This window comes from Shinella sp. GW835-FHT14H05 (assembly GCF_058793575.1).
Map to the genome: position 1 here is coordinate 1,065,165 of NZ_JBXAFY010000001.1, position 13,343 is coordinate 1,078,507.

Annotated in this window: 12 protein-coding genes; 5 read left to right on the forward strand and 7 right to left on the reverse strand. The window is 65.8% G+C overall.

Annotated elements, in window-relative coordinates; all coding sequences use genetic code 11:
- The first annotated feature begins 27 nt into the window (after positions 1–27).
- Positions 28–2,184, forward strand: coding sequence for an NAD-dependent DNA ligase LigA (ligA, locus tag AC1Q6Z_RS05250; protein WP_492646958.1), 2,157 nt, complete (start codon positions 28–30; stop codon positions 2,182–2,184).
- On the opposite strand, the gene AC1Q6Z_RS05255 is transcribed toward ligA, so the two are convergent.
- The 4 genes from AC1Q6Z_RS05255 to AC1Q6Z_RS05270 form a co-directional block, all read right to left on the reverse strand.
- Complete coding sequence (locus AC1Q6Z_RS05255; RefSeq protein WP_492646959.1) at positions 2,181–3,101, reverse strand: M23 family metallopeptidase; 921 nt, start codon at positions 3,099–3,101, stop codon at positions 2,181–2,183. The genes ligA and AC1Q6Z_RS05255 overlap by 4 nt on opposite strands.
- A 128-nt stretch (positions 3,102–3,229) precedes the next feature.
- Positions 3,230–3,640: a TIGR02588 family protein gene (locus AC1Q6Z_RS05260; protein WP_492646960.1), complete on the reverse strand. Its 411-nt coding sequence runs from the start codon at positions 3,638–3,640 to the stop codon at positions 3,230–3,232.
- A gap of 7 nt (positions 3,641–3,647) precedes the next feature.
- Positions 3,648–4,496 (reverse strand): TIGR02587 family membrane protein, encoded by an 849-nt coding sequence (locus AC1Q6Z_RS05265; RefSeq protein ID WP_492646961.1) that lies wholly within the window; start codon positions 4,494–4,496, stop codon positions 3,648–3,650.
- A 70-nt stretch (positions 4,497–4,566) separates the two neighbouring features.
- Entirely contained in the window at positions 4,567–6,507 is a 1,941-nt protein-coding gene (locus AC1Q6Z_RS05270; RefSeq protein WP_492646962.1) for a DEAD/DEAH box helicase, read from the reverse strand.
- 281 nt (positions 6,508–6,788) lie between these two features.
- Between AC1Q6Z_RS05270 and panC the strand changes: the two genes are divergently transcribed.
- The 4 genes from panC (at position 6,789) to AC1Q6Z_RS05290 (ending at position 9,665) form a co-directional block, all read left to right on the forward strand.
- On the forward strand, positions 6,789–7,664 hold the full coding sequence (panC, locus tag AC1Q6Z_RS05275) for a pantoate--beta-alanine ligase (RefSeq protein ID WP_492646963.1): 876 nt from the start codon (positions 6,789–6,791) through the stop codon (positions 7,662–7,664).
- Between the two features lies 1 nt (position 7,665).
- Positions 7,666–8,490, forward strand: a complete 825-nt coding sequence (gene panB / locus AC1Q6Z_RS05280) for a 3-methyl-2-oxobutanoate hydroxymethyltransferase (protein WP_492646964.1) — start codon at positions 7,666–7,668, stop codon at positions 8,488–8,490.
- Between the two features lie 129 nt (positions 8,491–8,619).
- Complete coding sequence (locus tag AC1Q6Z_RS05285) at positions 8,620–9,351, forward strand: AzlC family ABC transporter permease (RefSeq protein WP_492646965.1); 732 nt, start codon at positions 8,620–8,622, stop codon at positions 9,349–9,351.
- Positions 9,352–9,353: 2 nt separating this feature from the next.
- On the forward strand, positions 9,354–9,665 hold the full coding sequence (locus tag AC1Q6Z_RS05290) for an AzlD family protein (protein WP_256117121.1): 312 nt from the start codon (positions 9,354–9,356) through the stop codon (positions 9,663–9,665).
- Here AC1Q6Z_RS05290 and AC1Q6Z_RS05295 read toward each other — a convergent pair.
- From AC1Q6Z_RS05295 to AC1Q6Z_RS05305, 3 genes are all read right to left on the reverse strand, one after another.
- Positions 9,655–11,490, reverse strand: a complete 1,836-nt coding sequence (locus tag AC1Q6Z_RS05295; RefSeq protein ID WP_492646966.1) for an aminopeptidase P family protein — start codon at positions 11,488–11,490, stop codon at positions 9,655–9,657. The genes AC1Q6Z_RS05290 and AC1Q6Z_RS05295 overlap by 11 nt on opposite strands.
- Positions 11,491–11,549: 59 nt before the next feature.
- The gene (locus tag AC1Q6Z_RS05300; RefSeq protein ID WP_492646967.1) at positions 11,550–12,074 is read right to left on the reverse strand and encodes a hypothetical protein; all 525 of its coding nucleotides are present in this window, start codon (positions 12,072–12,074) and stop codon (positions 11,550–11,552) included.
- A gap of 360 nt (positions 12,075–12,434) precedes the next feature.
- The gene (locus AC1Q6Z_RS05305) at positions 12,435–13,313 is read right to left on the reverse strand and encodes a 50S ribosomal protein L11 methyltransferase (protein WP_492646968.1); all 879 of its coding nucleotides are present in this window, start codon (positions 13,311–13,313) and stop codon (positions 12,435–12,437) included.
- Positions 13,314–13,343: the final 30 nt, after the last annotated feature.

Below are 13,343 nucleotides of genomic sequence, written 5' to 3' on the forward strand. Positions count from 1 at the left end.
AAAACGACTCCAAATCCGGAGCATGCCATGGCGAACGCGAAAACACCCGTCGAGACCCTGACCGAAGAAGAGGCTGCGGCCGAGCTGGCCTTTCTGGCGGCGGAGATCGCGCGCAATGACGAGCTCTATCACGGGCAGGATGCGCCCGAGATTTCGGATGCCGACTACGACGCGCTGAAGCGGCGCAACGAGGAGATCGAGGCGCGGTTTCCCGCACTGGTGCGCGATGACAGCCCGTCGCGCCGGGTGGGCTCCGCGCCGTTGCCGACCTTCGCGCCGATCACCCATTCCCGCCCGATGCTGTCGCTCGACAACACATTTTCCGACGAGGACGTGCGCGATTTCGTCAATTCGGTCTACCGCTTCCTCGGCCGCCTGCCGGACGAATCGATCGCCTTTACCGCCGAGCCAAAGATCGACGGGCTTTCCATGTCGATCCGCTACGAGAACGGCCGGCTGGTGAGCGCCGCGACGCGCGGCGACGGCACGACGGGCGAAAACGTCACGGCCAATGTGCTGACCATCGGTGAGATCCCCAACCGCCTGCCGGCCGGGGCGCCTGACGTCGTGGAGGTGCGCGGCGAAGTCTACATGGCGAAGAGCGACTTCCTGGCGCTGAACGAGAAGATGGCGGCGGACGGCAAGCAGACCTACGTCAACCCGCGCAACACCGCCGCAGGCTCGCTGCGCCAGCTCGATGCCACGGTGACGGCGAGCCGCAAGCTGCGCTTCTTCGCCTATGCCTGGGGCGAGATGTCCGCCATGCCGGCCGATACGCAATATGGCATGATCGAGGTGCTGAAATCCTGGGGTTTCCCCGTCAATCCGATGACGAAGCGGCTTTCCCGCGTCGATGACATCATCGCGCATTACCGCGAGATCGGGCTTGCCCGCCCGGACCTCGACTATGACATTGACGGCGTCGTCTACAAGGTGGACGAGCTGGCGCTACAGGAGCGCCTCGGTTTCCGCTCGCGCTCGCCGCGCTGGGCGACTGCGCATAAATTCCCGGCCGAGCAGGCCTTCACCACCGTGGAGAAGATCGACATCCAGGTGGGCCGCACCGGCGCGCTGACGCCCGTCGCGCGGCTGACGCCCGTCACGGTCGGTGGCGTGGTCGTCACCAATGCGACGCTGCACAATGCCGACTATATCGAGGGCATCGGCAATAGCGGCGAGCGCATCCGCGCCGAGGAGCACGACATCCGCATCGGCGACACCGTCATCGTGCAGCGTGCTGGCGACGTGATCCCGCAGGTGCTGGACGTGGTGATGGAAAAGCGGCCGGCGGATGCCGTCGCCTATGAATTTCCGAAAACCTGCCCGGTCTGCGGCAGCCATGCGGTGCGCGAGCGCAACGAAAAGACCGGCCGGCTCGATTCGGTCACGCGCTGCACCGGCGGTTTCGTCTGCCGCGCGCAGGCCGTGGAGCATCTCAAACATTTCGTTTCACGCAACGCCTTCGACATCGAGGGGCTGGGTTCGAAACAGATCGACTTCTTCTTCGAGGCGGAAGACCCGTCGCTGACGATCCGCACCGCGCCCGATATTTTCACGCTGGAAAAGCGGCAGGCGGATTCGCTGACCAAGCTCGAAAACATCGACGGCTTCGGCAAGGTGAGCGTGCGCAAACTCTACGACGCCATCGATGCGCGCCGATCGATTTCCCTCAACCGCTTCATCTATGCGCTCGGCATCCGCCATGTCGGCGAGACGAATGCCAAGCTTCTGGCCCGCGCCTATGGCACCTATGCGGCCTTCGCGGAGGCGATGACGGCGTCCGTGTCGCTTTCGGGCGAGGCCTGGAGCGAGCTCAACAGTATCGACGGCATCGGCGAGGTCGTCGCGCGGGCGATGGTGGAATTCTACAAGGAGCCGCGCAATCTCGACGTGATCGGCCGGCTGTTGCAGGAGGTGACGCCGACGGCCGTCGAAGCGGTCGTGGTCACCTCAAGCCCCGTCGCTGGCAAGACGGTGGTGTTTACCGGCTCGCTGGAGAAGATGACGCGCGACGAGGCGAAGGCCATGGCGGAGCGGCTGGGCGCCAAGGTGGCGGGCTCGGTGTCCAAGAAGACCGATCTCGTTGTGGCAGGACCGGGGGCGGGCTCCAAGCTCGACAAGGCGAAGGAATTCAATGTCGAGGTGATCGACGAGGACGGCTGGTTCGAGCGGATCAAATCCTAATTCTGGGGGACAGTGACGGTCGAGCCGCGCACGAGGAAGCGGCCGTCGAAGGTCATCGGCACGCCCTGGCCGGCATTGTAGTCGAGCGTGCCGCCAAGATAGGCGTGCATGTGCAGGTGCGGTTCGGTCGAGTTGCCGGAATTGCCGACGCGGCCGAGCGTTTCGCCTTCGTTGACGATCGAGCCGGCCGCGACCGCAATCGAGCCCTTGCGGAAATGCGCGAGCAGGATGCGCGCCGTGCCGCAGGCGAGGATGACGTGGTTGCCGGCCGGCTGCTCGGTGTTGGTTTCGAAGATGCGGTTGTCGTCGACGCCGTCATGGATCGAGATGGCGACGCCGGTGCACGGGCTTTTCACCTCCCGGTCGAAGATCTCGTAGTCGGAAAGCTCTTTCGGCATCAGCCCGTCGGCGCGGGCGCCAAAACCGTTGAGCGCGACGATATCGAGCGCGAAGCGCTGGCTCTGGTCGGCGTGGTGATTGTTGATCGCCGTCGCGCTGCCGCCCTGACCGATATAGTAGTGGCCGGCGGCGAAGGGGAAGGCGAGCTCCACGGCGCTATCCTGATAGCCGTAGCCCGACAGCGCGCGGGCTGTGAGCGCCAGGAAGAACACCGCCATCGCCGCGGTGAAGCCGTGCGCGCGCATCGTCGAGGGCGAGCGGTTCCAGGCGTGGCCGCGCAGGCGCTGGTAGGAGAGAGCGGCGCAGGCGGCAAAGGCGACCGGCAGCAGGACCGCCAGCGTGGTGCTCAGAAAATCCCAGCGGCCGATGACGGCGATGAAGGCGAAGTAGGATGCGCCGTAGAGCACGCGCATGATCCATCCCAGCCTGTCGGGCGGGCGCGGCAGCCATAGCCATAGAAGAAAGAAGGCCGGCAGGAAGACCTGCGTCGTCAGCAGGATGAGAAGGGGCATTGCCATGGTTCGAGCCTTGCGGGATCTGCCATGCCCTTTTCTCGCGGGCGGACACGGACGGTTGCCTCCTGCTCAATCCATCGGGGCGAAATTGGTTCCACCTTGCCGGCCGTCGTCCACAGCTTGTCGTTGATTTACGGATCGGTATATCCCGCAGGCCGGATATCGAGCGTGCGGCCGGCCGGATCGGCCTGGAACAGGATGGCGCCGGTCGCCTTGGATTCCGCCGCGACATAGTCGAAGACGACGTGGGTTTCCTCGATCACCCTGTCGCCCTCCGTCAGCCGGCCGATGACGGTGACGGCCGCGGCGGTGGTGGTCGCGGTGTTGTAGATGTCGAAGGTGACGCGGTGGCCGGTTGTGGCCTTTTCCGTCGTCAGCACGGTGATGGAGAGATCCGGCGGCGTCGCCTCGCGGGTAAAGGCCTCCCAGCCGAGCCAGCCGAGCATGCCGGCGATCAGCACGGCAGAGACGAGGCCCGTCAGCCATTCGATCCAGTGCGGATCGTGGCGTTCGCGGTGGCGGCCCTTTTCGGTCTTCGTCACGGTCGCCTCACAGGATCAGCCGCGCGGCGGCGGCGCCGAGCGAAGCGGGGAAGCCGAGCACGATGACGGAGAGCATGATCTCGACGGCGGAACTGTCGCCGAGGCGCTCGAAGATCCACAGCGTGAAGACGCTGATCGACAGCGCGATGACGTAGCCCGGTAAGGTGAAGCGCACGAAGGCGTGCCACCACGGCGTTTCCGGTGAGAGTTCATGCCCGCCGGTAAAGGACACCGCATAGACGAAGCCGTGCATGAGCGCGACGGAGAGGACGGTGACGACGATGGCGTGCCAGATCGTCATCTTGTAGGCGAGCACCATCATCTCGTCGGTGGGCGCGATGTTGAGCGAAAGGAAGAGCGCGCCTGCTCCCATCATCAGGAGCTCTGCGGGGTAGCGCGTTTCCTTCGCGTCGTCGCTGTCCTCGTCGTCGTCATGGCCGAGCTGGCTGCGGCCGAGCATGGCGCCGATGCTGGCGGGCACCGATTGCAGCGCGACCTTGCCGACGAGTTCGCTTGCCGGCATGCCGCCTTTCAGCAGGCCGAGCGCCGACAGCACCACGAGGCTGGTGAGAATGCCGATGCCATAGGCGATGATCGCGTCGCGGACCGCCTCGCGCCAGGTGAAGGTCTCCTCGAAGCCGATGCGATGGGCAAGCAGCACGAGCAGGGGAATGTTGATCAGGAGAAGCAGCAGCAGGCGTTCGCGCGCCATGTAGAAGCCGAGATACCACATTTCCATGGTCATCAGCATGGGCAGCGCCAGGAACAGCGCGCCGGCGACGCCCCGGCCGAGGCCGGTCACGAAGCGGCTGAATTCACTTCTCTCGTCCCGGGCGGATGTCGCTTCCCCTGCCATTCAAAATCCCCTCGCAAAAGCGCGAGGGTAACGCGGCGCGGTCATGATAGTTCCGCGCCGCCGAAGGCCGTCAGGAGTAATCCGGCTTCTTTGCCTTGGGCTTGCGCGGAGCGCCGTCCGGCTTGGCGAATTTCTCGTCGCGCTTGCCCTTGAAGGGCTTTGCGCCGGCGAAGGGTTTTGCCGGCTTCTTGCTGTCGCCGTCGCGGTCCTTCCAGTGCGGCTTGGCGGCGGCACCCGCCGGCTTGTCGCCGTCGCGCTTCTCGAAACGCGGCTTCTTGTCGAATTCGCCCTTCGGCTTCCAGTCGGGGCGGCGCTCCGGCTTGTCGTAGCGCGGGTTCTTCTCGCCGGGCATGCGCTCATAGGGCTGCGGGGTCAGGTCCGGCTGGCCGTCGAGCTTCGTCACGCGGATGCCGCGCTCCAGCATGCTGGTCGGGCCGAGATGGCCGAGGAAACCGTCAGCGGCGGCGGCGGAGAGTTCCACGAAGGTCTCCTCCGGCTGCATCTTGATCGCGCCGATCTCGTTCTTGGTGATGTTGCCGTTGCGGCAGAGCATCGGGATCAGCCAGCGCGGCTCGGCGCGCTGCTTGCGGCCGACCGAGACGGAAATCCAGACGCTGGAGCCAAAGCCGTCGCGCGGGCGCTTGGTTTCGGCCGGGATGAAGTCGTTGCCGCGCTCGCGCGGCTTGCGCTGTTCGAGCGAGACCTCGATCAGGTCTTCCGGCGCCGAACGGCCGGCCTTGAAGAAGCGGGCGACGGCGGCGGCGAGCTGCCTGGCATCGTAACGCGCGACGAGGGCGTCGATAGTTTCGATCTCGTCTTCGCCGATCTTGTCGGTCAGCGTGGGGTCGGCGAGCAGGCGCTCGTCGTCGCGGCGCAGGATGTCCTCGGCCGAGGGCGGGGTTGCCCAGTTCGCCTTGAGATTGGCGATCTGGAGCAGGCGCTCGGCCTTGCGGCGCGCGCTCAGCGGCACGATGAGGGCGCTGACGCCCTTGCGGCCGGCGCGGCCGGTGCGGCCCGAACGGTGCAGCAGGGTGTCCGGATTGGTCGGCAGGTCCGCATGGATGACGAGTTCGAGGTTCGGCAAGTCGATGCCACGGGCCGCGACGTCGGTCGCGATGCAGACGCGGGCGCGGCCGTCACGCATCGCCTGGAGCGCGTGGGTGCGTTCGTTCTGGCTGAGTTCGCCCGACAGCGCCACGACCGAGAAGCCGCGATTGTTGAAGCGGGCGGTGAGGTGGTTCACCGCGGCGCGCGTCGAGCAGAAGACGATGGCGTTCTGGGCGTCGTAGAAGCGCAGAACGTTGATGATGGCGTTCTCGCGGTCGGAGGGCGCCACGAGCAGCGCGCGGTAATCGATGTCGACATGCTGCTCGCGCTCGGCGGCGGTCGAGATGCGCATCGCATTGCGCTGGTAGTTTTTCGCAAGGGCGGCGATTTCCTTCGGCACAGTGGCCGAGAACATCAGCGTGCGGCGGTGTTCGGGTGCTGCTTCGAGGATGAATTCGAGATCTTCGCGGAAACCGAGGTCGAGCATCTCGTCGGCCTCGTCGAGCACGACGGCGCGGATGGCGCTGAGGTCGAGGTTGCCGCGGGTGATGTGGTCGCGCAGGCGGCCGGGCGTGCCGACGATGATGTGCGCGCCGCGCTCAAGCACGCGGCGTTCGGTGCGCATGTCCATGCCGCCGACGCAGGAGGCCATGACGGCGCCGGTCATCTCGTAGAGCCAGTCCAGTTCGCGGTTGACCTGCATGGCGAGTTCGCGGGTCGGTGCGATGACGAGGGCGAGCGGGCTTGCGGCGCGCTCGAAGCGTTCCGCGCCGCCGAGCAGCGTGGGCGCGAGCGCCAGGCCGAAGGCCACGGTCTTGCCGGAGCCGGTCTGCGCGGAGACCAGCGCGTCGGCGTCACTGAGCTTGGGGTCGGAGACGGCGATCTGGACGGGCGTCAGCGTGGTGTAGCCGCGTTTTTCCAACGCCTTTGCCATCGCCGGAGCGAGGCCTTCAAAACTTGTCATCTAGGGTCTTTCGGAATTCGGGTTCCGCGACGGACTGGCGTCGCACTCTCAGCCCATCCGTGACGGGCGTGTGGTGCGCTCTCTACCGGCGATTGGCCGAAATGTACAGTGCGCAAAACGCAACGCTGCCCAGCGGGCCGGCCGATCGCCGGCAAAGGTGTTTGCCGATTGTCTTTTTGCGCTGCACAAGATAGAAAACGGCGCCCCCTCAAGATGGTCCGGAAGAGACCGCGCGGGCGGTATCGCCTGCGGGAGAGGGCGAGAGCAAGGAGGAGCCGCCGATGCAGACGTTCACCACCATCGCGGATATGCGCGCGGCCCTTGCGCCGCACCGGCTCGACGGCCGCACCATCGGCCTCGTGCCCACCATGGGCTATCTTCATGTCGGCCATATGGAGCTCGCCCGCCGGGCGCGCGCCGAAAACGATATCGTCGTCGCCACCATTTTCGTCAATCCGCTGCAGTTCGGCGCCAACGAGGACCTGGCGCGCTATCCGCGCGATCTCGCCCGCGACCAGGCGATGCTGGAAGCCGAAGGCGTGCACTATCTCTTCGCGCCCGGCGTGGCGGACATGTATCCGCGGCCGATGGAGACGGTGGTCGACGTGCCGAAGCTCGGCGCCGAGCTGGAAGGCTCCGTGCGCCCCGGCCATTTCGCGGGCGTCGCGACGGTCGTGACGAAACTCTTCAACATTGCAGGCCCTGACCGCGCCTATTTCGGCGAGAAGGATTTCCAGCAGCTCACCATCATCCGCCGCATGGCGGAGGACCTCGCCCAGCCCGTCGAGGTGATCGGCGTGCCGACGGTGCGCGAGGCCGACGGGCTCGCCTGTTCGTCGCGCAATGTCTATCTTTCGGTGGAGGAACGCGCCGCTGCCGCCATCGTGCCGCGCGCGCTCGACGAGGCCGAACGGCTGATCGCCGCCGGCGAAACGGATGCGGCGAAGGTGGAGGAGGCTGTCATCGCCTTCCTGCGCGCCGAGCCCTTGGCCAGGCCCGAAGTGGTCGCGCTGCGTGACCCGGAAACGCTGGCCGATATAGATGGAATCGGTGAAAAGCCGGTTCTTTTGTTGCTTTTCGTGCGCTTCCGGAGCACGAAACTCCTCGACAACCGGGTTATCGACCCGAAAAACGTGAAAATTGCAAAGGTAGCGTGACATGAGCGTACACACTGCGAAACGCCGTCTGGCGCCCGCCGACATCCGCGCCCTCAAGGGTGACCGGCCCATCGTCAGCCTCACCGCCTATACGACGCCGATCGCCAAGCTCATGGATCCGCATGTCGATTTCATGCTGGTCGGCGACAGCCTCGGCATGGTGCTGTACGGGCTGGATTCGACCGTCGGCGTGACGATCGAGATGATGATCGCCCATGGCCAGGCCGTCATGCGCGGCTCGTCCAACGCCTGTGTCGTCGTCGACCTGCCGTTTGGCTCCTACCAGCAGTCGAAGGAACAGGCCTTCGCCACGGCCGCCCGCGTGCTGAAGGAAACCGGCTGTTCGGCGATCAAGCTGGAAGGCGGCGCGGAAATGGCGGAGACGGTGGATTTCCTCACCCAGCGCGGCATTCCGGTGCTCGGCCATGTCGGCCTGATGCCGCAGCTCATCAACACGACCGGCGGCTACCGCTCGCTTGGCCGCAATGACAAGGAAGTCGAAAAGATCCGCCGGGATGCCGCGGCCATCGACGATGCCGGCGCCTTCGCCATCGTTATCGAGGGCACCGTGGAGCCACTGGCGCGCGAAATCACCGGCAAGGTCAAGGCGCCGACCATCGGCATCGGCGCGTCGCCGGAATGCGACGGGCAGGTGCTGGTGGTCGACGACGTGCTCGGCATCTTCACCGATTTCAAGCCGCGCTTCGTCAAGCATTTCGCCAACCTGGCCCCGCTCATGAGCGAAGCCTTCGCGACCTATGCTGAAGAGGTGAAGGCGCGCAGTTTCCCCGGTCCCGAGCACACGTTCCAGCTCAAGAAGAGCTGATCGTCGTTCAGCGCCAGTCGTTCGACGGCGTTGAATGATCAACGGCGCTGAACGGTCCATCAGCCATATTGGTTTGCGGGTGGACCGTTGCTGCTCTATGGCTTCGCCATTGCAACATAGAGCAGACCCATGACCCCCGCCACGAAAGAAGAAATCCGCGACGCCTTCCGGCGTGGCAGTGCCGTCGCAATCGCCGCCGCCCCGTTTGCCGTGCTGTTCGGCGCCGTCGCCGTCGATAACGGTCTGACGATCGCGGAAGCGGCGCTGATGAGCGCCACGCTTTATGCCGGGGCGAGCCAGCTCGTCGGCGTTGAGCTCTTCAACCATCATGTGGCGCCGTGGCTGGTGGTGCTGTCGATCTTCGCCGTCAACTTCCGCCATGTGCTCTATTCGGCGGCGATCGCCGCGCATATCCGGCACCTGACCTTCTGGCAGAAGGCGACCTCGCTGTTCCTTCTCACCGACCCGCAATTCGCCGAAACCGAGCGGCGGGCCGATTCCGGCATCCGCGTCAGCTATGTCTGGTCCATGGTGCTCGGCCTCAGCGTCTATGTGCCCTGGCTGTGCCTCACCATTATCGGCGGCTTTCTCGGCAACCTGATCGGCGATCCCAAGGCGATCGGCATCGACGTGCTGCTGCCGATCTATTTCATGGGTCTCGTTCTGGGCTTCCGCAGCCGGGCGAACTGGCTGCCGGTGGTGCTCGCCTCGGGTGCGGGCTCGATCCTGGCGCTGCATTTCGTCGGCTCGCCCTGGCATGTCAGCCTCGGGGCGCTTGCCGGCATCCTCGTTGCGGCCGTGCTGCCGCTCGACGGCAAGGAGGCCGCGACGCTCGGCGACCCCGTGGAAGGGGAGGCATGAGCATGGAAACGTTCTTTCACACGCAGACGCTGCTTATCATCGCCGCCGGCGCCATCGCGACCTATCTCACGCGCATCGGCGGCTATGTCTTCATCACGCGCATGAAGCGCATTCCGCCGCGCGTCGAGGCGGCGCTGAATGCCGTTCCGGCGGCTGTGCTCACCACGCTGGTGGCGCCGGCTGCCGTTACGGGTGGACTCGACGTGAGCCTCACCCTGCTCGTCGCGCTGGTGGTGGGCCTGCGCCTCTCCGTCCTGCCGATGCTGGCAATCGGCTGGATCGTCGTGATGACTCTGCGTCACGTCATCGGCTGATCACCGCCGTTGCCTGTTCGAGCCAGCGTTTCGTTGCGTCATCCGACAGCAGCGGCAGGAGTTTTTCGCGCGTTTCGACGTGATAGGCGTTGAGCCAGGCGAGTTCCTCGTCTGTAAGCAGCGATGCGACCACGAGGCGGCGGTCGATCGGGCAGAAGGTCAGCGTCTCGAAGCCCAACATGTCGAGATCGCCGCCCTCGACGGGGGCTGCCGGCAGGATGTGGATCAGGTTCTCGATGCGGATGCCGAAGGCGCCGGGGCGGTAGTAGCCGGGCTCGTTCGACAGGATCATGCCGGCAAGAAGCTCCTGCGTCGACAGCCGCGCGATGCGCTGCGGGCCTTCATGCACCGAGAGGTAGGAGCCGACGCCGTGGCCGGTGCCGTGGGCGAAATCGGCGCCCGCCTTCCACAGCGCGATGCGGGCGAGGGGATCGAGGTCGCAGCCGCGCGAGCCCTTCGGGAAGCGCGCCGTGCTGATCGCGATCATGCCCTTCAGCACCAGCGTGAAGAAGCGCTTCTGTTCCTCCGGCACCGCGCCGATCGCCACCGTGCGCGTGATGTCCGTGGTGCCGTTGATATATTGCGCGCCGGAATCGATGAGGAACAGGGTGCCTGGCTCAAGGGTCGAGTCTGTTTCGGTCGTCACGCGGTAGTGCATGATGGCGGCATGCGCGCCGGCGCCGGCGATCGTGTCGAAGGACACGTCCTTCAGCGGGTTCTGCTGGCGCTCGCCGACATTGCGGCGCACCTCTTCCAGCTTCCTGGTCACGGCGATTTCGGTCTGCGAACCCGGCGTCGTGCTGTCCAGCCATGCCAGGAACTCGACCATGGCGGCGCCGTCCTGCAGATGCGCACGCGCCGAGCCTTGCAGCTCGACGGCATTCTTGCAGGCGCGGGGCAGGCGGGCGGGATCGACCGCCTCGACCAGCGTGCCGCCCTTGGCGCGCACGATCTCGGCGAGAGCGAAAGGCGCCTGGTCGGGATCGATGAGGATGCGTTTTCCCTCTGCCGCGAGCGCCGTGATGCGCTCGTCGAACTGCGAGGGCGCGACGAGGTCGGCGAGCTGGGTGAGATAGGCCTCCTGCTCGATGCCGGTCTTGCGCTTGTCGAGGAAGAGCTGCGGTCGGCCGTCGGCCGGGATGATGGCGCGGGCGAGCGGATGCGGCGTGTGCGGTACGTCGCTGCCGCGGATGTTGAAGATCCAGGCGATGGAGGAGGGGTCGGTGACGGCCAGCGCATCGGCGCCGGCCTTGGCGGTGGCTTCCGCCATCTTTACGAGTTTATCGCGGGCGAGTTCGCCGGCCTGGTCGATGGCCTGGATGGTCACGCGGCCGAGCGGTTCGGCTGGGCGGCCGGTCCAGGCCTTGTCGAGCGGATTGTGCGGCAGGAAGACGAGCGCTCCGCCGAGGCCGGCGAGGGCCTTTTCCAGCCGGCGCACGTCCGCACCTGTGTGCAGCCAGGGATCGATGCCGAGCCGAAAACCCTTCGGCGCGTGGTTTTGCAGCCAGAGATGCGGCGGCTCGCCGACGAGGTCGCCGCCGGTGAAGACGCTGCCGTCCACCTGTTCGGCAAGCTGGGTGACGTAGCGGCCGTCGACGAAGACGATGGCCTGGCCGCGCATGACGAGGGCGACGCCGGCGGAGCCGGTAAAACCCGTCAGCCAGGACAGACGCTCGGCGGAGGCCGGCACATATTCGCCCTGGTATTCGTCGGCGCGGGGCACGAGGAAACCGTCGATGCCGAGCGCGTCGAAGGAGGCGCGCAGCGCATCCGCGCGTTCGCGGCCGAACTGGGGCGTGGAGGTGACGTCGAAACTCTGGAACATGGGGGACTTCCGGTAAGGCGATGAATCGTGCCGGCAATCTAGCCGATCGTTCCCCCGCGTCAAAGGCGGGAAAGGTATCGTTCCAGCACGGAGCGGGTGAGGCGCTGGTTGTTGCGATACCAGTCGTCATCGGTGAAGAAGGCGGGTTCGCCCGCATCCCAGCCGCTCATCGAAAAATCCGACTGGCGGGCGAAGAAGGCGACGAACTCCGCTTCGGTGGCCCATTCGGCGATCGGCGCGCCGAAGTAGACGCCGCCATCCTGCACATCTGCCAGCATCACGCCGGCCTCGGTGCGGATGAGGCCCTGGCCGCAAAAATCGCGGTGAAAATCGTAGATCACGCCGTAGTTCGGCTGCTCCGCCATCAGCTTGCGCCAGATGCGCTCGGCGAGCGGCGCGCCGAGCGGTTTTTTGTCCAGCGCATCGCGCAAAGACTCCGAAACGCGGCGGCGGTCTTCCTCCGAACGCGTCGTGCTTTCGATGGCCTGCGGGTTGCGGCGGGCCTGGATGGTGGCGCGGATCGCGACCCAGAGCACGAAGACGATGATGGCGAGTGCGATGAGCGGGATGATGGTCGCAGCCATGGTCAGAAGCGTCCGCCAATGGTTTGAAGAGGTCTTGGATTGGACTTATGCATCTTGCGCATGGCACCTATTCCGCAAAGGCTCTGTCGCGATTTTCTGAATCGATTATAAGCAGCGCCAACGAAGCGAACTTAAAACGCGCTTCAAGCGAAACGAAGTGAAAGTTCCTCCAGTCCTTCGGTTCGCAAAAAGCTAGGTGTTCCGATCAGGCGTCTTGCCGGTCACTCCTCCTCCCTCCTCCGGGAAGGCGCTCGGAACACATAGGCCCGCTTGAGCGCTCCTCCTCCTCAAGCTCGCGGGCATGGCCGGTTCGCCGGTCCATAGGCGGTGCCTCTGGCACCGCCTTTTTCTTTTCCCGCTTCAGCGACGATCGAGATGGATCGTCACCCAGCCTTCGCGCCAGATGGTGCGCACATGGCGCAGGCCCGCGCCATTATAGGCCGCAAGCACCTTCCAGCGCTGCGACGCGAGAATGCCAGACAGAATGACGTCGCCGCCCGGCGCGAGCTGGGCCGCAAGCTGCGGCGCCATGCGCATCAGCGGGCGGGCGAGGATGTTGGCGATGATCAGGTCGAAGGGGCCGTGGCGGCCGAAGGCGGTGGAGTGGAAGCCCGGCGCGGTTTCCAGCGCGATGCCGGCGGCGATGCCGTTGAGGCGGACGTTTTCGCGCGCGACGCGGGTGGCGATTGGGTCGATGTCGGTGGCGAGCACCTGGACGGGACCGAGCTTGCGCGCGGCGATCGCCAGCACGCCGCTGCCTGTCCCTAGGTCAAGCACGCGCCTGACTCTGCGCGAACGCATCACGTCGGAGATGACTTCCAGGCAGCCCGCCGTCGTGCCATGATGGCCGGTGCCGAAGGCCTGGCCGGCGTCGATCTCGATGGCGATCTCGCCGGCGCGCACCTTGCCGCGGTCATGCGAGCCGTGCACCACGAAGCGCGCGGCGCGCACGGGCTTCAGCCCTTCCAGCGACTTGGCGATCCAGTCGATGTCCGGCAGTTCCTCGCGCTGGATTTCGGCATCGGGAAAATCGGCGGCCAGCAATGCTGCAAAGCGCGCGTGGATGTCCGCCTCGTCCGGGCGGAACATGTAGATGGACGCTTCCCAGATGTCCCGCTTCTCGTCGATCTCCATCGTCGCGATGGCGTAGCCTTCTTCCTCGAAGGCGTCGGTCATCAGCGACAGTGCGGCATCGGCCAGCTTCTCGGTCGTGGTGATGTAGAGGCGGATTTCGCTCACGGCTGGGGTCCCTGTTGTCAGGGCTCCGCC